Raw genomic sequence first — 22,668 nt, 5'->3', positions numbered from 1 at the left:
CCCCCACGCTCCTACAAGAGAGGAATCGACTCATGAGCGACGGCAACATCGAAACGCGCAAGCTGGTGACCCGGCTGGTCATTGCCGTGGTCGCCATGTTCGCCTTCGGCTTTGCCCTGGTGCCGCTGTACGACGTGATGTGCAAGGCGCTGGGCATCAACGGCAAGACCTCCGGCACCGCCTACCAGGGCGATGGCCAGGTGGTCGATCAGTCGCGCGAGGTGAAGATCCAGTTCGTCGCCAACAACAACATCGACATGGTCTGGGAATTCCACCCCGAGTCGGAGCAACTGGCGGTGCACCCGGGTGCGGTGAACCAGATGCTGTTCGTCGCGCGCAACCCCACCGACAAGCCGATGACCGCCCAGGCGATCCCGAGCATCGCGCCGTCAGTGGCGGCCACCTACTTCCACAAGACCGAATGCTTCTGCTTCACCCAGCAGGTCCTGCAGCCGGGCGAGCGCATCGAAATGCCGGTGCGTTTCATCGTCGACCGCGACCTGCCCAAGGATGTGCGTCACCTGACGCTGGCTTACACGCTGTTCGACATCACTGCCCGCAAGCCACCCGTGGCCAGTAACGAGCGCTGAAGGGCAAAGGAGAACAAGAGAGATGGCAACCCACGATCCCTATTACGTCCCCGCGCAGAGCAAGTGGCCGATCATCGCCACCGTCGGCATGCTGGTGACGCTGTTCGGCGTCGGCACCTGGATGAACGACATGAGCGCCGGCAAGGAGCATTCCCACGGTCCGTGGATCTTCTTCGCCGGCGGGCTGATCCTGGCGTACATGCTGTTCGGCTGGTTCGGCAACGTCATCCAGGAAAGCCGCGGCGGGCTCTACAGCCCGCAGATGGATCGCTCGTTCCGCTGGGGCATGAGCTGGTTCATCTTCTCCGAGGTGATGTTCTTCGCCGCCTTCTTCGGCGCGCTGTTCTACGTGCGCCACTTCGTCAACCCGTGGCTGGGCGGCGAAGGGCACCACGGCATCTCGCACATGCTCTGGCCGCAGTTCGAGACCGGCTGGCCGCAGCTGAGCAACCCGGACAACAAGCTCTTCCCGCCGCCCAAGGAAGTGATCGATCCGTGGAAGCTGCCGCTGATCAACACCCTGCTGCTGGTCACCTCCAGCTTCACCGTGACCTTCGCCCACCACGCCCTGAAGAAGAACCATCGCGGCCCGCTGAAGATGTGGCTGGCGGCGACCGTAGCGCTGGGTGCGTGCTTCCTGGTACTGCAGGCTTACGAGTACCACGAGGCTTACAGCGAGCTGGGCCTGACCCTGGGTTCGGGCATCTACGGCGCGACCTTCTTCATGCTCACTGGCTTCCACGGCGCCCACGTGACCATCGGCGCGATCATGCTGAGCATCATGCTGATCCGCATCATCCGCGGGCACTTCGATGCCGACAAACACTTCGGCTTCGAGGCGGCCAGTTGGTACTGGCACTTCGTCGACGTGGTGTGGATCGGGCTGTTCATCTTCGTTTACGTGCTGTGAGGACGCTCCGCCCGCGACAAGCTCAAAAGCCCCTCACCCTAACCCTCTCCCAAAGGGAGAGGGGACCGTTCGGCGCAGGATGAAACCGTGGCGTCAGCCGGCACGGACAGCCCCCTCTCCCTGAGGGAGAGGGCTGGGGTGAGGGGAACGCAGGCACAAGGCTTCAGAGGAAGACAATTGCTCCAACCCAGAGCAAGACGGAACTAGAAATGCCAGGGCGCAGAGCTGCCGAGTTGGCCGCTGAAGAAGCCCCAGGCGATCAGAGCGAGAGTCAGGGCGGTGAGGGTGACACGGACGGTCAGCGCATTGACCACCCGCGAACCGTGGCCCTCGTCCTTGACCAGGAAGAACAGGCCACTGAACAGGCTGACGACGGTCGCCAGCAACAACAGAACGATCGCAGCTTTGAGCACTACCGGCCTCCTGTCCGCAGGGGACTGGGGTTGAGGGGGATGTCTTGCAGTATAGCCAGCACGCTACCGAGCACCGTCAGGGCCGTACCACGCGCGCCTTCCGGCCCGGCATCGCGCCGACCCTGGTGGTCCTCGCGCTGTTGCCGGTGCTGATTGGCCTGGGTTTCTGGCAACTCTCCCGCGCCGCCGAAAAACGCACCCTTCTCGCCGCTGCCGAAGTGCGACGCCAGCAGGACCCGATCAGCATCGCCGAGCTCGAACGCCAACCGCCGCGCAGCTATGTTCGCGTGCGCCTGCAGGGCCAGCTCGACGCCGAGCACACCGCCCTGCTCGACAACCGCACCCGCAACGGCCAGGCCGGCGTCGAGGTGCTGCAACCCTTCTTCGACCGTGTTGGCCACCAGTGGCTGCTGGTCAACCGCGGCTGGGTGCCGTGGCCCGACCGCCGTGTGCCGCCAAAGATCGATACGCCCAGCCACGACCTGCTGCTGGACGCCTGGACCTATGTTCCGTCAGCCGCCGGACCGAGCGCTCCGGTCGCCGGCTGGCCACGCCTGATCACCCAGGTCGACGCCCCGTTCCTGTGGGACCAGCTCGGCCGCGAAGGCAGCCCGCTGGAAATCCGCCTGGAGCCGGGCGACGCCGCCTTCGACACCGACTGGCCGATCGTCGCCATGCCCCCGGAGCGACACGTCGGCTACGCCGTGCAGTGGTTCGCCCTGGCCATCGCACTCTCCGCCCTTTACCTCTACCTCGGCATCCGTCGCGCACGGGAGACCTTCGACCATGACCGCCATGACTCTGTCTGACTCCTCCGCCCGCCGCCGCGGGCGCGTGCAACTGCTGCTGATCCTCGGCATGGTGCTGGGGCCAATGCTGCTCGCCACCGCCATGTACAAGCTGCAGTTCTGGGTGCCGGAAGGCCGCAGCTACCACGGCGACCTGATCGCCACCGGGCAGACCCCGGCCGATCTCGGCGTGCAGGACGACAAGACCAGCGACCAGTGGCAACTGCTGGTCACCGCACCGGAAACCTGCGCCAGCGACTGCCAACAACTGGTCTACCTGGCGCGCCAGATCAATATCGGCCTGGGCCGCGAAGCCAGCCGCGCCGAACACGCGCTGGCCTTTGCCAAGCCGCTGCCGGCCGAGTTCACCGGCCTGCTCGACAAGGACTACCCGCGCCTTCAGCGCCTGGGCCTGACGCCCAACCAGCACACCGGCGCCCAGCCGCAACTGTGGATCGTCGACCCCCACGGCAACCTGGTGCTGCGCTACGACGCCAAGGCCAACGGCAAGTCGATCCTCAAGGACCTGCAGCTGCTGCTGAAGCTGTCCAACATCGGTTAAGAGCTCGCCAGCCCCAGACAACAACAAGATCGGGAGCGACGCATGATCCAGGCAAGACGCAAACCCGCCTTCTACCTCGCCGTGCTGGCCACGGCGCTGGCCTTCGTGGTCATCCTGCTGGGCGCCTATACGCGCCTGACCCACGCCGGCCTCGGCTGCCCGGACTGGCCCGGCTGCTACGGCTTCGTCCACGTGCCGCTGAACGATGCGCAATTGGCCCACGCCGAAATGCACTTCCCAGACTCACCGGTGGAGGCGCAGAAGGGCTGGAACGAGATGATCCACCGCTACTTCGCCGGTAGCCTCGGCCTACTGATCCTAGGGCTGGCGGTCCACGCACTGGTGCGTCGCGGCCGTGACGGCCAACCGATGCGCCTGCCGCTGATACTGCTCGCCGTGGTGATCGCCCAGGCTGCATTCGGCATGTGGACGGTCACCCTCAAGCTCTGGCCGCAGGTGGTCACTGCACACCTGCTGGGCGGCTTCACCACGCTGTCGCTGCTGTTCCTGCTCAGCCTGCGCCTGTCCGGCGCCTTCGCCCCGCTGCAACTGCCGTCGAAGTTGCGTGCACTGGCAGCCCTCGCCCTGCTGATGGTGATCGGGCAGATCGCCCTCGGTGGCTGGGTCAGCAGCAACTACGCCGCGGTGGCCTGCATCGACCTGCCGATGTGCCACGGCGAGTGGTGGCCGAACATGGACTTCGCCAACGGCTTCCACCTCACCCAGCACATCGGCCCCAACTACCTCGGCGGCCAGCTCGACAGCGACGCCCGCACGGCCATCCACATGACCCACCGCATGGGTGCGCTGTGCGTGACCGCAGTGATCCTGCTGCTGGCCTGGAACCTCCAGCGCCACGGCCTGATCGGCATTACCGCACTGATGCTGCTGGGGCTGTCGTTCCAGATCGGCCTGGGCATCAGCAACGTCCTGCTGCACCTGCCGCTGCCCGTCGCAGTGGCGCACAACGGCGGCGGCGCCTTCCTGCTGCTGATGCTGGTGCTGGTGAACTACCGGGTGCGCGCGCCCGCAACGAAACGCGTCGAGCTGCCCGCCGGCGGCCCGATCGCCCTGGACGCCCTGGAGCGCCCGGTGGCCTATCCCTCGCAAGGATGAGATTGCACAGTTGAGCACGACGGCCGGCCGGCGCCAAAGCGCGCCGGCCCCCATTCACCCGATGGAGAAATGCCCATGGCCAGCGTCATCAGCACTTCCAGCCAAGCCAGCTGGCGCGACCTGCTCGAACTGACCAAACCCAAGGTGGTCCTGCTCATGCTGATCACCTCGCTGATCGGCATGCTGCTCGCCACCAAGGCCGGCGTGCCCTGGCAGGTGCTGGTCTTCGGCAACCTCGGCATCGGCCTCTGCGCCGGCGGCGCGGCGGCGGTGAACCACGTGGTGGACAGGCGCATCGACTCGATCATGGCGCGTACCCACAAGCGCCCTTTGGCCGAAGGACGCGTCTCGCCACCCATCGCGCTGGGCTTCGCCATGCTGCTGTCGATCGCCGGGATGGCAGTCCTGCTGGTGTTCACCAACCAGCTGACGGCCTGGCTTACGCTGGCTTCGCTGCTGGGCTATGCGGCGCTTTACACCGGCTTCCTCAAGCGCGCCACGCCGCAGAACATCGTCATCGGCGGCCTCGCCGGCGCCGCCCCGCCGCTGCTGGGCTGGGTCGCGGTGACCGGGCAGGTCTCGGCCGAACCGCTGCTGCTGGTACTGATCATCTTCGCCTGGACACCGCCGCACTTCTGGGCGCTGTGCCTGCACCGCAAGGACGAGTACGCCAAGGCCGACATCCCGATGCTGCCGGTGACCCATGGCGAGCACTACACCAAGCTGCACATCCTGCTCTACACCCTGGTGCTGTTCGCCGTGACGCTGATGCCCTTCGCCATCCACATGGCCGGCCTGGTCTACCTGCTCGCCGCGCTGGCCCTGGGCGCACGCTTCCTCGACTGGGCCTGGGCGCTCTACTGCGGCAGCCGACCCCATGCGGCGATCAAGACCTTCAAGTACTCTATCGCCTACCTGTTCCTGCTGTTCATCGCGCTGCTGGTGGACCACTACCTGCCGCTGCACCTGAACTACTGAGGCCGGTTCGCGGGTTCGCTCCGAAGGGGCGGGCCCGCAAGTCCAGCGCTCGCCCAGACGTCCCGACCCACGAGTACCCCATGACCCGAGTCAACAAGACCGTCTTCATCCTCGTCGCCATCGTCGCCGTGATCCTCGGCCTCACTGTCCAGAAGGTGCTCAACCAGCGCCACCAGCTCGACCCGACCGTGCTGCTCGACGCCGGCATCGTGATCCTGCCGCAAACCCGCAGCGTCCCCGACCTGACCTTCACCGACCAGGACAGCCAGCCGTTCCAGACCGCCAGCCTGAAGGACAAGTGGTCCCTGCTGTTCTTCGGCTACACCTTCTGCCCGGACGTCTGCCCCACCACCCTGGCGCAACTGCGCGAGCTGCAGACCAAGCTGCCGCCGGAAGTGGCGAAGAACCTGCAGGTGGTGTTCGTCAGCGTAGACCCGCACCGCGATACCGCGCCGCGCATCAAGGAATACCTCGGCTTCTTCAATGCCGGCTTCAAGGGCATCACCGGCTCGGAAGAGAATGTGCAGAAACTGGCGAATGCCATGAGCATTCCCTACATCCCGGCCGACACCAGCAAGCCCAACTACACCGTCGACCACAGCGGCAACCTGGTGCTGATCGGCCCGGACGGCACTCAACACGGCTTCATCCGCGCCCCGCTGCACAACGACAAGCTGGTCGCCCAGCTCCCCAGCGTGATCAGCCCCGCCAACTGAGTCCCGCGACACCGTGTCTCACCCCCAACGGCCACCCGATACAGGTGGCCGTTGTTTTTTCTGCGTCATTCGTCTCGATACCAGGCAAACGCGAACTTTCTGCTAAACCTCATCTCATGGCTCTGGCGCGGTGTAATACGCGGTCTTGATGCTTTCGGGTGATTTTCCTGACCTCGTAGTCAATGTAAAAAATCTGCTACACAAAGTCAGGCATCAGGAATGACTCATACTCCATATTAGAAACATTAATTAACACCTATGCCTGAGCCTGTTGCAGGATTACCGGGCCTTTCGGTGGGCATGGGGAGTCTCTGATGGGTGGTCATTCACGGCGAGGATGACATTTCCGTCCGGTCACAATAGGCAATTAGGCTAAACACCAGGGTCCACGCGGCCTCGGTGGCGACCGGAAAACCACGGGTCCAAACGTGACTTGTAGTTATCGCTTCGTACCACTCCAGAACTTATTGATGCCCTCCAGGTTAGATTGCACAATGCCGCGGCCACCGGGTCACAGCCCGGTCCCACAATAAGAACTAGACCGTTGCCAGTTCGATAACCCGGGTCGCCAACGTAGTAGCCCGGACAATCCCAGGATCACGCAGGAGATTTGCGAGTGCAGATCGGTGTACCCCTCGAGACCCAAGCCGGTGAGACGCGGGTCGCAGCAACGCCGGAGACGGTCAAGAAACTGATCGGGCAAGGCCATCAGGTGGTCATCCAGAGCGGTGCGGGCGTCAGCGCCAGCCAGCCGGATGCCGCCTACGAAGCTGTCGGCGCGAAGATCGGCACTGCCGCCGATGCGCTCGGCGCGGAACTGGTGCTGAAGGTTGTCGCGCCCAGCGAAAGCGAGCTGGCGCAGATGAAATCCGGCGCCGTGCTGCTCGGCATGCTCAATCCGTTCAACAACGAGAACATCGCCCGCATGGCCGAGCGCGGTATCACCGCCTTCGCCCTGGAAGCCGCGCCGCGTACTTCCCGCGCGCAGAGCCTGGACGTGCTCTCCTCCCAGGCCAACATCGCCGGCTACAAGGCCGTGTTGCTCGCCGCCCACCACTATCCGCGCTTCATGCCCATGCTGATGACCGCCGCCGGCACCGTTAAGGCTGCCCGCGTGCTGATCCTCGGCGCCGGTGTCGCCGGCCTGCAGGCCATCGCCACGGCCAAGCGCCTGGGCGCGGTGATCGAGGCGTCGGACGTTCGTCCGGCGGTGAAGGAGCAGATCGAGTCCCTGGGTGCCAAGTTCGTCGACGTCCCCTACGAGACCGATGAAGAGCGCGAGTGCGCCGAAGGCGTCGGCGGTTACGCCCGCCCGATGCCCGCCTCGTGGATGGAACGCCAGGCCAAGGCCGTGCACGAACGCGCCAAGCAGTCGGACATCGTCATCACCACCGCACTGATTCCGGGCCGCAAGGCACCGACCCTGCTGCACGAAGCGACCGTCGCGGAAATGAAGCCAGGCTCGGTAGTCATCGACCTCGCGGCCTCGCAAGGCGGCAACTGCCCGCTGACCGAAGCCGACCAGGTGGTGGTCAAGAACGGCGTGACCATCGTTGGCCTGAGCAACCTGGCCGCGCTGGTACCGGCGGATGCCTCCGCACTCTACGCACGCAACCTGCTCGACTTCCTCAAGCTCACCCTGACCGCCGAAGGCTTCACGGTGAACCTGGAAGACGACATCGTCGCCGCCTGCCTGATGTGCCGCGACGGCCAGATCGTGCGCAAGAACGGCTGACGCACAACGCCCTTCTTATATATGAACGCCGGGCGCGAGCCCGGCCTCAAGACCGGTGAGAAACTATGGAAGACATGCTGATCTCCCACGGCATCTACAACCTGATCATCTTCGTGCTGGCGATCTACGTCGGCTACCACGTGGTCTGGAACGTCACCCCCGCGCTGCACACCCCGCTGATGGCAGTGACCAACGCCATTTCCGCAATCGTGATCGTCGGCGCCATGCTGGCCGCCGCCCTGACCGTCACCCCGCTGGGCAAGGCCATGGGCACCCTGGCCGTGGCCCTGGCTGCCGTGAATGTGTTCGGTGGCTTCCTGGTCACCCGCCGCATGCTGGAAATGTTCAAGAAGAAAGCGCCGAAGGCGGAGAAGCACTGACATGAGCATGAACCTCGTCACCCTCCTCTACCTCATCGCCTCGGTCTGCTTCATCCAGGCCCTCAAAGGCCTGTCGCACCCGACCACCTCGCGCCGCGGCAACCTGTTCGGCATGATCGGCATGGCCATCGCCGCGCTGACCACCGTCGCCCTGGTGTTCAAGATCAGCAGCGAAATCGCCACCACCGGCATCGTCTACGTGATCGTCGGCCTGCTGGTCGGCGGCACCGCCGGTTCGATCATGGCCAAGCGCGTTGAAATGACCAAGATGCCGGAACTGGTCGCCTTCATGCACAGCATGATCGGCCTGGCCGCCGTGTTCATCGCCATCGCCGCCGTGGTTGAGCCGCAGTCGCTGGGCATCGTGCAGAACCTGGGCGATACCATCCCCACCGGTAACCGCCTGGAGCTGTTCCTTGGCGCGGCCATCGGCGCCATCACTTTTTCCGGATCGGTGATCGCCTTCGGCAAGCTGTCGGGCAAGTACAAGTTCCGCCTGTTCCAGGGCGCCCCGGTACAGTTCAGCGGCCAACACCTACTCAACCTGGTGCTGGGCCTGACCACTCTGGGCCTGGGCCTGCTGTTCATGTTCACCGGTAACCTGACCGCCTTCGTGGTGATGCTGGCCCTGGCCTTCGTCCTCGGCGTGCTGATCATCATCCCGATCGGCGGCGCGGACATGCCGGTCGTGGTGTCGATGCTGAACTCCTACTCCGGCTGGGCCGCGGCAGGTATCGGCTTCTCGCTGAACAACTCGATGCTGATCATCGCCGGCTCCCTGGTGGGCTCCTCGGGCGCGATCCTCTCCTACATCATGTGCAAGGCGATGAACCGCTCGTTCTTCAACGTCATCCTCGGCGGCTTTGGCGCCGAAGCGGACGCTGGCGGCCCGGCCGGTGCGAAAGAAGCCCGCCCGGTGAAGTCCGGTTCGGCCGACGACGCCTCGTTCCTGCTGACCAACGCCGACAGCGTGATCATCGTTCCCGGCTACGGCCTGGCAGTGGCCCGCGCCCAGCATGCACTGATGGAACTGGCCGAGAAGCTGACCCACCGCGGCGTCAACGTGAAGTTCGCCATCCACCCGGTTGCTGGCCGTATGCCGGGCCACATGAACGTCCTGCTGGCCGAGGCCGAAGTGCCTTACGAGCAGGTGTTCGAGATGGAAGACATCAACTCCGAGTTCGGCCAGACCGACGTGGTGCTGGTCCTGGGCGCCAACGATGTGGTGAACCCAGCGGCGAAGAACGATCCGAAGTCGCCGATCGCCGGCATGCCGATCCTCGAGGCTTACAAAGCCAAGACCGTGATCGTCAACAAGCGCTCGATGGCCAGCGGCTACGCCGGCCTGGACAACGAACTGTTCTACCTGGACAAGACCATGATGGTCTTCGGCGACGCCAAGAAAGTCATCGAAGACATGGTCAAGGCCGTCGAATAAGACGACCGCTGATCCACAAGACACCGGCCTCGCGCCGGTGTCTTGCTTTCCGGCAAAGGGAAAACTCCTGAACTTTGGTAGTAAGAAGGCAACCGGCCGGGCGATTTTTCGACCTTGGTATAAGAGCCAAAAATCGCCGAGTCCCTAGACTGGCGGCCTCGCACTTCCTACTGCCCGAGGTTTTCCCATGTTCCGTGATCGCGTGCGTATGTCCTCCCTGTTGGACAAGGTGATGACTGCCGACCAGGCCGCGGCCCTTATCAAGGACGGCATGACCGTCGGCATGAGCGGTTTCACCCGCGCCGGCGAAGCCAAAGCCGTACCCAAGGCCCTCGCCGAGCGCGCCAAGCAGGAGCCGCTGCGCATCAGCCTGATGACCGGCGCCAGCCTGGGCAACGACCTCGACAAGCAGCTCACCGAGGCCGGTGTACTGGCCCGCCGCATGCCCTTCCAGGTCGACAGCACCCTGCGCAAGGCAATCAACGCCGGCGAGGTGATGTTCATCGACCAGCACCTGTCGGAAACCGTCGAGCAACTGCGCAATCACCAGCTCAAGCTGCCGGACATCGCCGTCATCGAAGCCGTCGCCATCACCGAGGAAGGCCACATCGTGCCGACCACCTCGGTGGGCAACTCGGCCAGCTTCGCGATCTTCGCCAAGCAGGTGATCGTCGAGATCAACGTCGCGCACAACACCAACCTGGAAGGCCTGCACGACATCTACATTCCAACCTACCGCCCAACCCGTACGCCGATCCCACTGACCAAGGTCGACGACCGCATCGGTAGCACCGCCATCCCGATCCCGGCGGAAAAGATCGTCGCCATCGTCGTCAATGACCAGCCGGACTCGCCGTCCACCGTGCTGCCGCCGGACGACGAGACCCAGGGCATCGCCAACCACCTGATCGACTTCTTCAAGCGTGAAGTGAACGCCGGACGCATGAGCAACAGCCTCGGCCCGCTGCAGGCCGGCATCGGCAGTATCGCCAACGCGGTGATGTGCGGGCTGATCGAGTCCCCCTTCGAGAACCTGACCATGTACTCCGAAGTGCTGCAGGACTCGACCTTCGACCTGATCGACGCTGGCAAGCTGCGCTTCGCCTCGGGCAGCTCCATCACCCTGTCGAGCCGCCGCAACGCCGACGTGTTCGGCAACCTGGAGCGCTACAAGGACAAGCTGGTCCTGCGCCCGCAGGAAATCTCCAACCATCCCGAAGTGGTGCGTCGCCTCGGCATCATCGGCATCAACACCGCGCTGGAGTTCGACATCTACGGCAACGTCAACTCCACCCACGTGGGCGGCACCAAAATGATGAACGGCATCGGCGGCTCGGGCGACTTCGCCCGCAACGCGCACCTGGCCATCTTCGTCACCAAGTCCATCGCCAAGGGCGGCAACATCTCCAGCGTGGTGCCGATGGTCAGCCACGTCGACCACACCGAGCACGATGTGGACATCCTGGTCACCGAAGTGGGTCTCGCCGACCTGCGCGGCCTGGCGCCGCGCGAGCGCGCCCGGGTGATCATCGACAACTGCGTGCACCCGTCCTACCGCGACGCCCTCAACAGTTACTTCGATGCCGCCTGCGAGCGCGGCGGGCATACCCCGCACATCCTGCGCGAGGCCCTGGAGTGGCATATCAATCTGGAAGAACGCGGTCACATGCTGGCGGCGAGCTGATCCGGAGCCTTCCGCGGGTCATTCAGCAATGAATGGCCCGCCAGGGTTTACAGCCGGAAAAAAACCACGTAAAAACACTACTGAACAGATTTTTATCCCGCTCCAACTGTTCAGTTTCCCCGCCGCCAACCTGGCCGGCACACGCAAAAAGCCACAGACGCCCACCGATTGCGCACCAGAATGGAGCGTAACGGTACAGTTCGCCCCGAAAAAGACCATTACAGTTCAAAATTACAATCGGCTGACCAACCGCAATACAGTACAACTGTACCTGTCATCTCTGACTGAAAAGTCAGATCATATGCTCAATCCATTCAGCAACTGACTACTCGCCACAAGCGAGAAGGATGACCACCATGGAACGTACCCTCGGTTCCGCAGCTCTGAGCACCCCCCGTAGCACCTCCAGCGCCCACCGTGGCCTCGTCGGCACTGTTCGCCTGTGGCAACGCCGCATGGAAAGCCGCCGTCAGCTGGCCCGCCTGGACTCCCGCCTGCTGGCTGACGCCGGCATCAGCGAAGCCCAGCGTTACGCCGAACTGAACAAGCCGTTCTGGCGCTAAGCAGTCCTCTCGACATAACAGTCGAAGGCAGTTTCCAGCACAGAAAAACTGTACCGGAAAGAAAGCAAAAAGGCCGCTCTTAGCGGCCTTTTGCTTTTGTGGGAGAAAACTTACTGGGTACGCCCGTAGATATCCTCGAAACGCACGATATCGTCCTCCCCCAGGTACTCGCCGCTTTGTACCTCGATCATCACCAGATCGATCACCCCCGGATTCTCCAGACGGTGCCGATGGCCAGCGGGGATGTAGGTCGACTCGTTACTGTTCACCAGACGCACTGACTCGCCATTGGTGACCTTGGCCATCCCGCATACCACTACCCAGTGTTCACTGCGATGGTGGTGCATCTGCAGTGACAGCGACGCTCCCGGCTTGACCACGATCCGCTTGATTTTGAAGCGTGCACCTTCTTCCAGGACCGTATAGGTACCCCATGGCCGGGCGACGGTGCGGTGCAATCTGTACGCCTCGTGCTCGCTGTCCTTCAATTGCTTCACCACTTTGCGCACGTCCTGCGCGCGGTCGGCGTGAGCAACCAGGATGGCATCGGCGGTATCGATGACTATCAGGTCGGAGACACCGACAGTCGCTACCAGGCGCCCCTCGCTCTGTACGTAGGTCCCCTGGGTGTCGACGAAAATGGCGTGGCCCGCTGCCCGGTTATTCTGACTGTCCGGCGCAACCAGTGAACTCAGCGCGCTCCAGGAGCCTATATCGCTCCAGTCGAAGTGTGCCGGGATGACAGCAACCCGCTTGGAGTGCTCCATCAGGGCATAGTCGAGGGAAATGTCAGGCAACCCACCGAAGTACTCGCCGTTCAGCTCCTGCTGGAGCATGGCACCAGCTTCGCTGACCGGACTCGCCTCGAAACAGGCAATCGCCCCCGCCAGAAGCTCCGGAGCGTGCTGCTCCAGTTCGCCGAGCAGCGTTCCCACCGAGAAACAGAACATGCCGGAATTCCACAGGAAGTTCCCGCTCTGCAGGAAGTGCGTAGCGGTATCCAGGTCGGGTTTCTCCACGAACCGCCGGACCAGCGCGCCACCACGGTCATCCACTTCGTCGCCGACCTCGATGTAGCCAAACCCGGTTTCGGGCGTCGTGGGGACTACACCGAAAGTCACCAGGTGACCCGTTTCCGCCAGGGATGCCGCGTGCCCGACTGCTCGTTCGAAAGCTTCCAGGTCACGGATCAGATGGTCTGCCGGCATCACCACCATCACCGCCTCATCGCCGTGGCGGGCACGCAGGGCAAGTGCCGCCAGGGCGATTGCCGGCGCCGTATTGCGACCGGAAGGTTCCAGGATGAAATGCCCGCGCTGCACCAATCGCGCGGCCTGGTAATGGTCCTTGCTCTGGAAGTAGTAGTCGCGGTTGGTGACCGTGACAATCTCTCCACCATTGCCCAGCAGGCTGGCCGCCCGGCTGTAGGTCTTGTGCAGCAGAGACTGTCCATCGGGAAGGGTCATGAAGGGCTTGGGTTGCCCTTCACGGGAGACCGGCCAGAGACGGGTTCCGGCTCCGCCCGAAAGAATGACGGGAATCAGCATGTTCAACTCCTTGCCGGCCCCTGGGGCCGTCATTTCTGCACCCCTGTGGGGCACGGGGCACGACGCCCGCCCGGATCAGGATGCGCTACTGAACGATGTTCTTGGATGGACCACTACTGAAGATCGGGGATCAGGCCCCTCGAATGGGAGGAGAATGGCAGCTCCGGCCGCCGCCCTAGATGAGGCGCTCCGCATTCTCGACGGCAAGTTGGCTGTTCTCCCCCCACAGGTGCTCCGCCAGGACTTCCCGGTACAGTTCGGAATGGCGGCGGGCCATGCTTTCGGCGGTGAACAGTTGCTGGAAACGCTCGACAGCCATCGAGCCCATTTGCGCTGCGAGCGCCGGATCATCCCAGAGTCGCTGCATAGCGGAACGAAAGGCCTCGGGATCGTTGGGGGGAACGACCAGACCGGTTTCGCCATGGATATTGATGTAGCTGGTGCCGGTGCCAATTTCGCTAGAGATCAGCGGCTTGCCGAACATGGCGCCCTCGAGCAGGGAAATGCCGAAGGCTTCGGAGCGAAGATGGGAGGGAAAAACGACGCCGTAGCAGAGTTCGAGCAGCGCGATCTTGTCGTCTTCTTCCACGCGGCCGAGGAACACAAGGTTCTGATCGACACACAAGGCTTCCGCCTGTCGGCGCAACTCCCGCTCCAACGGTCCGGCACCAACGATCACGACTTTCAGCGATGTCCCCTGCAATGCTTTCAGAAGAATATGCAGACCTTTGTAATACCGCATAACCCCTATGAAGAGGAAGAAGCGTTCGTCGCCCAGTCGTTCGGTCCAGCGGCTCAACGTTTCCTTGTTTGCACCCGGATACGAAGCCCGGTCCAGCCCGATCGGGATCACCGAAACCTTATCCTTGAAATCGCCAAGTATCGAGCTTGTAGCGAAGTAATTCGGCGAGGTGACAATTATCCGATTCGTCTGCCCCAGGAATCGGCGCATGAGCGGACGATATACGCGCAACAGGTGCTTTTGCCGAATGATATCCGAATGGTAGGTAACGACATTCGGCTTGCGAATACCTGCCAGATAATGCGCCACATCCATGAACGGCCAAGGAAAGTGATAGTGGATCACATCGGCCTGCTCAGCGAGCTCGCGCAGCTTGCCGATGGCCTGCCAGGACACTCCCGTGGAGGCGAGACTGAAATTGCGACGCACCTGGTGTACAAGGTGCCCACCCACGCGCTGCGGCTGCTCGACGGTACTTGAGGACAAGGCCAGCACCTCGCCCTCGACACCAAACCGCCCGCTACTTTCGCACAGCTGATAGATGACCTGCTCCACACCGCCGACCGACTCGGGCAGATATACCTTGAAGAAGTGCAGAACCTTCAGTCTGGCAGGCATGATTTCCATGGCAGTGATAGTTTCAGAAGTTGGCCTTTTCCCTGGAGCCGGCAACTTCCTTACAGCAATTTCATCCGCATCCTGAGCACTCATATTATTATAAGCCCTACATGCTGCTTGGCCGTCGCCCCTATATTACGAGACGCACCGGAATATATACGACAAGGACAACATCCATTTTCAACAGCGTAATCCCCGACCTATCCTATTCCAGATACCCAGGCAAACTTCCTGACAATAAAACTTGCACCGCGAAGCGAACTCCAGCGGGACGCTCCAGCGCCACCGAGGCAACTGTCGACTGGAACGACATCGCGGCATGTTCATCGGAGGCAGGCCACAGCAACGCCACCACTTCGCCACCACCCACCGTCAAATCGGGTTTCTCAGACGCCTGGCGCGACCAGGCCACCACAGGCGGATTGCGAAGATGGGCAGCGTGAGCAGCGGTAACCTCAAGGCGACGACTGTTCCCCGAAACACGAAAGGAACAAGGTGATTGGCATGCACAAGGCATGGCGGCATGCGCCGTCATGACTACCTCCTGAGCTCGCAGATCCGTGTCCACGAATATTGTTATGTGCCGTCCTCTGCAAATTTTCTTTGCGGCGGTGCGTTTGGATCAGGTAAAAACTATCTCAGAAAAAAGCTATTTTCTAGCGGAAGATGGAGAAATAGCTCGGGCCGGCACAGTGACCGACCAGTCATTCAGATGGAATACCGAATACCCTTCGGTAAGTGCCTAATAACAAATAATAAGCAGGACCGTCTTAGATGCTTTTCCTGATCTACTCTGCGACCGACTCCAGCAGTATCGAGAGCAGCCTTGGCCTTCCCGAATACAGCTACTATTTCGTCCTGAAGGAATTCCGCCCGATGCTCGAGAAGCTCGGCCGGGTGCAGGTCGTCAAATCGCCGGAGACAGAGGTCGACGCGATCTACGACAGCTGCCTCGCCAGCGGCGAGGATTGCGTCTTTCTCTCCTTCTCTCCCCCCAACAAGACTCTGACCACCCTGCGCTGCCCCACCATTCCGGTGTTCGCCTGGGAGTTCGACACGCTGCCGGACGAGGCTTGGGATAACGATCCCAACAACGATTGGACCCATGTACTAGCTCGCTTGGGTAAGGCGATCACCCACTCGGAGCACACCGCCGCGACCATTCGCAAGGCAATGGGTGACGACTTCCCGGTCATTTCGCTTCCATCCCCACTCTGGGATCGCTTTGAAAAGCTGCGAGTAAAGTACCCACCGACCGCCATCCGCAATCCGGTGACCCTGAGCGTGCGGGGGAGCATTCTCGATAGCGCCCAACTGTCCCTGGCTGCGCCAGCCAGCCCGGATACAGAGCTACCAGTTTTTCGAAAGTCCATGCGCTATCGCCTCGGGGCAACCAAGCGCCATGCCATCGAATGGTATCGCGATGCTGTTCGCGATCTGCTTCCTGGGCGCGTGGCCAATCTGCTCTCGCAGTTTCTGCGTCAGGCCAACTGGCGCCGCCAGCAACGGGCCCAGGCCCGTTTAGACGCCCAGGCGCCGCAAGTGCAATCGATCACACTGGATGGCGTCATTTACACCACAGTGCTGAACCCCTGCGATGGCCGCAAGAACTGGGGTGACATGGTGACAGCCTTCTGTGAGGCATTTGCCGAGGTGCCCGAGGCAACCCTGGTTTTCAAATTCACCTACCTGAACAGCGATTGGGCCTTCTCGATGCTCAGCGATGCCTTGCGTCGCGTCCCTTCGTTCAAATGTCGAGTCGTAGGCATCCATGGCTACCTCGAGGACGACTCCTACGAGCAGTTGATCGCCACTTCGACCTACACCGTAAACAGCTCGGTAGGCGAAGGGCAATGCCTGCCTCTGATGGAATTCATGTCCTGCGGAAAACCCGCTATTGCTCCGCGGCACACTGCGATGATTGATTACATCGACGAACAGGTTGCCTTCCTGGTCAACTCCAGCGAAGAGCCGTCCTGTTGGCCACATGACCCGCGCATCATCTTCCGCGCCCATAAGCATCGAGTCGACTGGGCCTCGCTGCGCGATGCATTCCTGTCCAGCTACAAGGTCGCGACGGAGCAACCGCAGCGCTATATAGAAATGGCGAACAATTCGATCGCCCGCCTGTTCCTGCATGCATCCCATGCCAGCGCAACGCAGAACCTCGGTGAGTTCCTCGGACTCCGCCAAAGCATGGTCCCCGCCGCTCCCCGCCAGGAAATGGTCGAGCTTCCTGACCTTTCTCGCCTGACCGGCCTCCACGATGCAAACCTAAGCGGCTGGTTCAATTCGGAGACGGGGGAACTGGTCCCCGGATTCGCCATCGCCCCTGATGATGTAGTGATTGATGTCGGTTGCGGGACGGGCGGTGCCAGCCTGTTCTGCGCACGGCAGGGCGCAACCGTGCACTTCCTAGATCTCGATGCGGAAAAGGTCGCTGAAGCCGAGGAGCGGCTATCGCAGGTCGGCAGCGGCAGTTGCATCGGCATAGTCAGCGACTGCGCACCGCTGCCGCTCGAGGATGGCTTGGCCAGCAAGGTTATCGCCATGGAGATGCTCGAACACGTACAAGATCCCGCTGGCGTGATGAAAGAACTAGTTCGGGTGGGGCGACCAGGCGCCCTCTACCTCATCAGTGTGCCGGATGCGAAAGGAGAACTGCTGCAGAAGAAATTCGCCGATCCTGCGCACTTCGAAGAGCCGAACCATGTCCGAATCTTCACCAGTTCCGAATTGGAACAATTAGTTGTGGAGGCAGGCCTGGTCGTCGAGGGCCGGCAGACGACTGGCTTCTACTGGGTCATCTGGATGTGCTTCTTCTGGGTTTGCCAAAAGGCAAGCGGGGAACCTTACGACGGTGCAACGCTCGACAAGATCACGCCGCCCTATCCGCCGGTATTGAATAGTTGGGCCGATACCTGGCTGAAGTTCCTGCAGCTGCCGGATGCAGTCCCCATCAAGCAAGAGCTTGATAGCTTCCTACCGAAATCCCGCATCATCGTGGCGCGCAAACCGACAGAGCAGGCGTAGCCCCTTCTTTCTATGTGAACAAGCGATCGGACAATGACGACACAGAATAATTACAAGTACAACGCCAACGATGACGCCATCAGCTTGTGGCAGAAGAACTTCACAAGTCGAATCGGTGATGGCTCGGGCGACCCAGAGGAAGAGTTTCTGACGCACGTCAAGCTGGTCGCTCAGTTGAAGCCGACAACCCCATGGTTGGAAATCGGCTGTGGCCTGGGACGGATGATCGAACTGCTGGACACCGAGCGCAACGCGATAATCGGACTAGAGCCGGACCAGGATCGTTTTTCTGACTGCAAGAAGCGATATCGGGGCAAGGGCAACATCGAGATCTTCAACATCACCAGCAGAGAGTTGCGGAAAACTCAACCTGCTGCTCGATTCGACCTGATTCTGAACTCCATGGTGCTACAGCACGTCTCTACCGGCATTTGCGATGAAATTCTCCAGGACATTCGCGAACTGCTATCTCCTGACGGCGTCGCTCTCGTCTCAACGACTCAGAATTGCAAGGAGCTGTTCACCTTCCAGAGCAGCCCCAAACACCAGACACGCCAGGAGTTCGACGACTATGCCGCCAACCCAGGCCAACAGTCCTTCGGTATTCCCGTGCGCAAATTCAGCAAGGATTCTTTCCTCTCCGCCCTCGACTCCAATGGACTGGCCGTACTCCACTGGGGACAGTTCAGCTACATCCGCCCAGAGAAAGTCGATTGGTTTGCCAATCAGTATCAGGTGAGCAGCAGCGACATCAGGGACGTTGGCGACAGCCAGTACGCCCTGCTCAGGCGAAAGTGAGTACGCGAGATCAGCTCGCCTCGATCCAATCCGCACACCCGCTATTTCCACACTTCGGGGATTCAGATGCTAGGCAGTCTCTGGGCCTTTCGAGGCTTCGTCATCAGCAGCATCCGCCGCGAGTTCCAGGCGCGCTACCGCAACTCCCTGCTGGGGGCGCTGTGGACCGTGCTCAACCCGCTGGCGATGATCCTGGTCTACACGCTGGTGTTCTCGCAGCTGATGCGCTCGCGCCTGCCAGGCGTGGACAATCACCTGGCCTACGGCTTCTACCTGTGCGCCGGTTTCCTGGTATGGGGCCTGTTCACCGAGATCACCGGGCGCAGCCAGTCGATGTTTCTCGACAACGCCAATCTGATCAAGAAGCTGAGCTTCCCGCGGATCTGCCTGCCAACCGTGGTCATCGGTACCGCGCTGGTCAACTTCGCCATCACCTTCGTCCTGTTCCTGCTGATCATCAGCGCAGCCGGGGCTTTCCCCGGACCCGCGCTGCTCGCTCTGCTACCCCTGCTGGCGATCATGCTCGCCTTCGCGGCAGGCCTGGGCATGCTGCTGGGGGTGCTGAACGTGTTCTTCCGCGATGTCGGCCAGCTGTTTGGCATCGTGGTGCAGTTCTGGTTCTGGCTGACCCCTATCGTCTACCCGATCGCGATCCTGCCCTCCTACATCCGGCCGCTGGTGGAAATCAACCCGATGACACCGCTGGTGGGGGCGTTCCAGACGGTGCTGGTGTACCAGCGCTGGCCGGACTGGGCCTCCCTGTGGTCACCGCTGCTGATTTCGATCCTGCTCTGCGGGGTGGGCCTGCTGCTGTTCCGCGCTCGCTCGGGTGAAATGGTGGACGAACTCTGATGGGCACGATCGTCGTAGAGAAACTGGGCAAGGCCTACCGCCAGTATCCCAGCAAGTGGGCACGACTGGCCGAGTGGATCACTCCCGGCCGGCAGCTCCGCCATCAGTTGCACTGGGTCCTTCGAGACGTGAGTTTCCGCATCGAACCCGGCGAAGCGGTGGGCATAATCGGCGTCAATGGCGCCGGCAAGAGCACCCTGCTGAAGATGATCACCGGCACTAGCCAGCCCAGCGAAGGGAACATCCACATGCAGGGCCGGGTCGCCGCCCTGCTGGAACTGGGCATGGGCTTCCACCCGGATTTCAGTGGCCGGCAGAACGTCTACATGGCAGGTCAGCTACTGGGCATGAGCATCGGCGAGATAGACCGGCTCATGCCCGAGATCGAAGCCTTCGCCGAAATCGGCGAGGCCATCGAACAACCGGTGCGCACTTACTCCAGCGGCATGCAGATGCGCCTGGCGTTCAGCGTCGCCACGGCCCAGCGCCCTGACATCCTGATCGTCGACGAAGCCCTGTCGGTCGGCGACGCCTACTTCCAGCACAAGAGCTTCGAGCGCATACGCCAGTTCCGCAAAGCGGGCACCACGCTGCTGCTGGTCTCCCACGACCGCCATGCCATTCAGTCGATCTGCGACCGCGCGCTGTTGCTGGAGGCCGGGCGGCTTGCGCTGGAAGGAAAGCCCGAAACGGTATTCGACTACTACAACGCGGCACTGGCGAACCGCGAGGAAGCCCTGATCCGGCAGGAGACACTGGCCGACGGCCGCGTACAGACCTCATCGGGCACGGGCGAGGCTCGAATTGTCTCGGTGATGTTGCGCGACACCAAAGGCAGCGCCGTGGAAGCAATCGCCATTGGCCAGGCCGTGACCCTTGAAGTGGAAGTCTCGGTGGAGAAGGCAATTCCTCGGCTGATCCTCGGCTTCATGATCAAGGACCAGCATGGCCAGCCCATCTACGGCATCAACACGCACCGCCTCGACATGGCGCTGGAGGACCTCCAGGCCGGTGAGCGGGCGCGCTTCCGCTTTGCCTTCGAAGCCACGCTGGGCAAGGGCCACTACTCCGTGGCCATCGCCCTCTCCGCCTACGACTCGCACCTGGACAAGAATTATGAATGGCGCGATCACAGCCTCATTTTCCACGTCCTCAACCAGGGCAAGGAAGACTTCGTCGGCTCGACCTGGCTGGGCGCCCGAGCGCAAGTAGAGAAGGTCGGTGCATGAGGTCCGTGCCGCGGGTCGTGCTCAATGCCAGCATCCTGCTTGCCCCGCAAGCCGGCATCGGCCGGTATGTCGGTGAGCTGAGCCGCGCCCTGCAGCAGCGAACCGACGTTCACCTCTCGTTCACCTACGGTCTGCGCCATGGTCCGCAGTTGCCTGCCCAGGGGCTGAGCCACTACTCGCTGCTGCGCGATCTGGCGAAACGCCTGCTGCCGTCGCCTTACCAGGCCAAGCGCTGGGTGGAGCGCCGCACCCTCAGGCGCGCCCTTGACGAGCAGAATGCCGACCTGTACCACGAGCCTTCGCTGTGGCCGCAGCGTGTCGATCGCCCGATGGTGTTCACCCTGCATGACCTGACCCACGTTCATTATCCGCAGACACAGCCAGCGGATCGCCTGCGCGCCATCGAAAAAAGCCTGGACCACGCCCTGGGCAATGCGCGCAGAATTCTCTGCGTCTCCGAGTCCACTGCCCAGCAAGCCATGCAGCACTACAGCCTGAACCGTGAGCGCCTGTGTGTCACACCCCTGGGCGTCTCAGCGCATTTCCGGCCATGCAGCGCGGATCAATCCTTGCCGACACTGCAGCCCCTCGGCCTGCGCCATCGTAAATTCCTGCTCTGCGTTGGCACCCTCGAACCACGCAAGAACCTCGAACTGGTGTTCCAGGCCGTTCAGCACCTGCCCTCCTCCTTCCTCGAGCACTGCCCGCTGGTGCTTGCCGGCGCTCGCGGCTGGGGAGAAATCCCACTCTCACTGGCGCAACTGGAGCGCAAAGGACACCTGATCCGCACCGGCTATCTGGAGCGCGAGCCATTGCATCTGCTGATGGGCTCGGCACGCACGCTGCTGTTCCCTTCCCTGTATGAGGGTTTCGGCCTGCCCATTCTCGAGGCGATGGCCAGCGGTACCCCGGTGATCACCTCCAACTGTTCCTCCATGCCGGAGGTCGGCGGAGAAGCCGCGGTATATATCGATCCGACACAGCCGGAACAGCTGGCCGAGGCAATCCTGCGGCTTCATGAAGACGACGCCTTGTGGGCAACCTTGCAGCTGGCGGGACTCAAGCGCGCAGGCGAATTCTCCTGGGAGCGAACCGCGGAACTGACGATGAGCGCCTACCGCGCAGCGCTGAGCTAGCCCGCAGCAGAACAATCGTGCGTCCTTCGCAGCGATACAGTTGCCGGCAGACCTGGACTGCTCTAATACAATTTCGCCTCCCTGTGCCTGCCCGCGCGCCCTCACCGAGCCCATCCTAATTCCACAGGAACGGACCGGGAGGAACCCGCCATGCAAAGTTTCGTCTCCACTGCTCATCCCAAACCCGACACACCGCGTCCGGGCTTGCGCCACCTGCTGCGCCAATGGCACCAGAACGCCCGCACCCGCCGCCAGCTCGCCGAGCTGAGCAGCCTGCAACTGGCCGACCTGGGCATCAGCCCCAGCGAGCGCGTGAGAGAAATCTCGAAACCGTTCTGGCGCTGAATGCTGGTGACGCCGATCAGTCTTGGCTAGTCTGACCACAGTTAGAGTGGCCGCCCCGGCCACCTCTGTTTGGTCTTATCCGGAGCCACTCCATGAAGAACAGCCTTCGCCTGATTGCCGCCGCCGCCCTGATCGGTTGCACCACCGGCGCCTTCGCCACCAGTTTCGTCTACACCACCGACCTGTCGGTACGTGCCACTGGCGCCACTTCCGACGGCACCTCGGATATCAGCAACTCCTTCAAGGACGACAAGATCGTCCTGGAAGCCCGTGACGACGCCGCCACCTTCGTCGCCAGCCAGGGGCAGATTCGCGGTGCGCACCTGGAAGCCGCCCTCGCCCACATCCGCAGCAAGCTGCCGACCCTGGCCGCCAACGACCAGCAGCTGGCCCAGGCCATCCTGACCATCTGATCCACCGCTCGCCCCCTGCCGCGCCGGGCGCTCCGCCCGGCGCTCTGCGCTGGCTCTCCACAGCGCATTCCGTTAGCCTTGT

Annotated in this window: 24 protein-coding genes; 20 read left to right on the top strand and 4 right to left on the bottom strand. The window is 62.3% G+C overall.

The window, feature by feature from the left end; translation table 11 throughout:
• The first annotated feature begins 32 nt into the window (after positions 1-32).
• A complete protein-coding gene (locus A9513_RS17565; RefSeq protein WP_065327722.1) occupies positions 33-590 on the top strand; it encodes a cytochrome c oxidase assembly protein in 558 nt (185 codons plus the stop codon).
• A gap of 22 nt (positions 591-612) precedes the next feature.
• Entirely contained in the window at positions 613-1,500 is an 888-nt protein-coding gene (locus A9513_RS17560) for a cytochrome c oxidase subunit 3 (RefSeq protein WP_065327721.1), read from the top strand.
• 203 nt (positions 1,501-1,703) lie between these two features.
• Here the strand turns inward: A9513_RS17560 and A9513_RS17555 are convergent, their stop codons facing one another.
• The gene (locus tag A9513_RS17555; protein WP_037011706.1) at positions 1,704-1,913 is read right to left on the bottom strand and encodes a twin transmembrane helix small protein; all 210 of its coding nucleotides are present in this window, start codon (positions 1,911-1,913) and stop codon (positions 1,704-1,706) included.
• Positions 1,914-1,957: 44 nt separating this feature from the next.
• Between A9513_RS17555 and A9513_RS17550 the strand changes: the two genes are divergently transcribed.
• The 11 genes from A9513_RS17550 to A9513_RS17505 all read left to right on the top strand — a co-directional run bounded on the left by A9513_RS17550 (position 1,958) and on the right by A9513_RS17505 (position 11,873).
• The gene (locus A9513_RS17550) at positions 1,958-2,722 is read left to right on the top strand and encodes an SURF1 family protein (protein ID WP_065327720.1); all 765 of its coding nucleotides are present in this window, start codon (positions 1,958-1,960) and stop codon (positions 2,720-2,722) included.
• Entirely contained in the window at positions 2,700-3,263 is a 564-nt protein-coding gene (locus A9513_RS17545) for a hypothetical protein (RefSeq protein ID WP_065327719.1), read from the top strand. Before A9513_RS17550 ends, A9513_RS17545 begins: the two co-directional genes overlap by 23 nt.
• 42 nt (positions 3,264-3,305) lie before the next feature.
• A complete protein-coding gene (locus A9513_RS17540; RefSeq protein ID WP_065327718.1) occupies positions 3,306-4,379 on the top strand; it encodes a heme A synthase in 1,074 nt (357 codons plus the stop codon).
• Positions 4,380-4,454: 75 nt separating this feature from the next.
• Positions 4,455-5,357, top strand: a complete 903-nt coding sequence (gene cyoE, locus A9513_RS17535) for a heme o synthase (RefSeq protein ID WP_065327717.1) — start codon at positions 4,455-4,457, stop codon at positions 5,355-5,357.
• Between the two features lie 80 nt (positions 5,358-5,437).
• Positions 5,438-6,073, top strand: coding sequence for an SCO family protein (locus A9513_RS17530; RefSeq protein ID WP_037011712.1), 636 nt, complete (start codon positions 5,438-5,440; stop codon positions 6,071-6,073).
• 616 nt (positions 6,074-6,689) lie between these two features.
• Positions 6,690-7,808 (top strand): Re/Si-specific NAD(P)(+) transhydrogenase subunit alpha, encoded by a 1,119-nt coding sequence (locus A9513_RS17525; protein ID WP_024763715.1) that lies wholly within the window; start codon positions 6,690-6,692, stop codon positions 7,806-7,808.
• Between the two features lie 65 nt (positions 7,809-7,873).
• On the top strand, positions 7,874-8,188 hold the full coding sequence (locus A9513_RS17520) for an NAD(P) transhydrogenase subunit alpha (protein WP_015474896.1): 315 nt from the start codon (positions 7,874-7,876) through the stop codon (positions 8,186-8,188).
• Position 8,189: 1 nt separating this feature from the next.
• Positions 8,190-9,626 (top strand): NAD(P)(+) transhydrogenase (Re/Si-specific) subunit beta, encoded by a 1,437-nt coding sequence (locus A9513_RS17515; RefSeq protein WP_024763714.1) that lies wholly within the window; start codon positions 8,190-8,192, stop codon positions 9,624-9,626.
• 187 nt (positions 9,627-9,813) lie between these two features.
• Positions 9,814-11,310, top strand: a complete 1,497-nt coding sequence (locus A9513_RS17510; protein ID WP_065327716.1) for an acetyl-CoA hydrolase/transferase family protein — start codon at positions 9,814-9,816, stop codon at positions 11,308-11,310.
• Positions 11,311-11,338: 28 nt separating this feature from the next.
• On the top strand, positions 11,339-11,635 hold the full coding sequence (locus tag A9513_RS35640) for a hypothetical protein (RefSeq protein WP_141678452.1): 297 nt from the start codon (positions 11,339-11,341) through the stop codon (positions 11,633-11,635).
• 31 nt (positions 11,636-11,666) lie between these two features.
• On the top strand, positions 11,667-11,873 hold the full coding sequence (locus A9513_RS17505; protein ID WP_024763712.1) for a DUF1127 domain-containing protein: 207 nt from the start codon (positions 11,667-11,669) through the stop codon (positions 11,871-11,873).
• A gap of 110 nt (positions 11,874-11,983) precedes the next feature.
• Here the strand turns inward: A9513_RS17505 and A9513_RS17500 are convergent, their stop codons facing one another.
• The 3 genes from A9513_RS17500 to A9513_RS35635 form a co-directional block, all read right to left on the bottom strand.
• Positions 11,984-13,420 carry a mannose-1-phosphate guanylyltransferase/mannose-6-phosphate isomerase gene (locus tag A9513_RS17500; RefSeq protein ID WP_065327715.1) on the bottom strand — a complete coding sequence of 479 codons (1,437 nt, stop codon included), beginning with the start codon at positions 13,418-13,420 and terminating at the stop codon, positions 11,984-11,986.
• 175 nt (positions 13,421-13,595) lie between these two features.
• Positions 13,596-14,768 (bottom strand): glycosyltransferase family 4 protein, encoded by a 1,173-nt coding sequence (locus A9513_RS17495; protein ID WP_024763710.1) that lies wholly within the window; start codon positions 14,766-14,768, stop codon positions 13,596-13,598.
• Between the two features lie 217 nt (positions 14,769-14,985).
• Positions 14,986-15,315, bottom strand: a complete 330-nt coding sequence (locus A9513_RS35635; protein ID WP_141678451.1) for a hypothetical protein — start codon at positions 15,313-15,315, stop codon at positions 14,986-14,988.
• 239 nt (positions 15,316-15,554) lie between these two features.
• Here A9513_RS35635 and A9513_RS36335 point away from each other — a divergent pair, with 239 nt between their 5' ends.
• The 7 genes from A9513_RS36335 to A9513_RS17460 all read left to right on the top strand — a co-directional run bounded on the left by A9513_RS36335 (position 15,555) and on the right by A9513_RS17460 (position 22,586).
• Positions 15,555-17,813, top strand: coding sequence for a methyltransferase domain-containing protein (locus A9513_RS36335; protein WP_065327714.1), 2,259 nt, complete (start codon positions 15,555-15,557; stop codon positions 17,811-17,813).
• A gap of 33 nt (positions 17,814-17,846) precedes the next feature.
• Complete coding sequence (locus tag A9513_RS17485) at positions 17,847-18,611, top strand: methyltransferase domain-containing protein (RefSeq protein ID WP_038803463.1); 765 nt, start codon at positions 17,847-17,849, stop codon at positions 18,609-18,611.
• 66 nt (positions 18,612-18,677) lie between these two features.
• Complete coding sequence (locus A9513_RS17480) at positions 18,678-19,463, top strand: ABC transporter permease (protein WP_037006843.1); 786 nt, start codon at positions 18,678-18,680, stop codon at positions 19,461-19,463.
• Complete coding sequence (locus tag A9513_RS17475) at positions 19,463-20,692, top strand: ABC transporter ATP-binding protein (protein ID WP_037006841.1); 1,230 nt, start codon at positions 19,463-19,465, stop codon at positions 20,690-20,692. Before A9513_RS17480 ends, A9513_RS17475 begins: the two co-directional genes overlap by 1 nt.
• On the top strand, positions 20,689-21,828 hold the full coding sequence (locus A9513_RS17470; RefSeq protein WP_065327713.1) for a glycosyltransferase family 1 protein: 1,140 nt from the start codon (positions 20,689-20,691) through the stop codon (positions 21,826-21,828). The genes A9513_RS17475 and A9513_RS17470 overlap by 4 nt, the downstream gene beginning before the upstream one ends.
• A gap of 150 nt (positions 21,829-21,978) precedes the next feature.
• A complete protein-coding gene (locus A9513_RS17465; RefSeq protein WP_024763707.1) occupies positions 21,979-22,173 on the top strand; it encodes a DUF1127 domain-containing protein in 195 nt (64 codons plus the stop codon).
• A 92-nt stretch (positions 22,174-22,265) separates the two neighbouring features.
• Positions 22,266-22,586, top strand: a complete 321-nt coding sequence (locus A9513_RS17460) for a DUF2388 domain-containing protein (RefSeq protein ID WP_024763706.1) — start codon at positions 22,266-22,268, stop codon at positions 22,584-22,586.
• Positions 22,587-22,668: the final 82 nt, after the last annotated feature.

It is taken from the genome of Pseudomonas sp. AU12215 (assembly GCF_001675465.2).
Lineage (GTDB): Bacteria > Pseudomonadota > Gammaproteobacteria > Pseudomonadales > Pseudomonadaceae > Pseudomonas > Pseudomonas nitroreducens.
The sequence above is the reverse complement of the archived record's forward strand: the minus strand, read 5'-3'. Positions and strand labels throughout refer to the sequence as shown.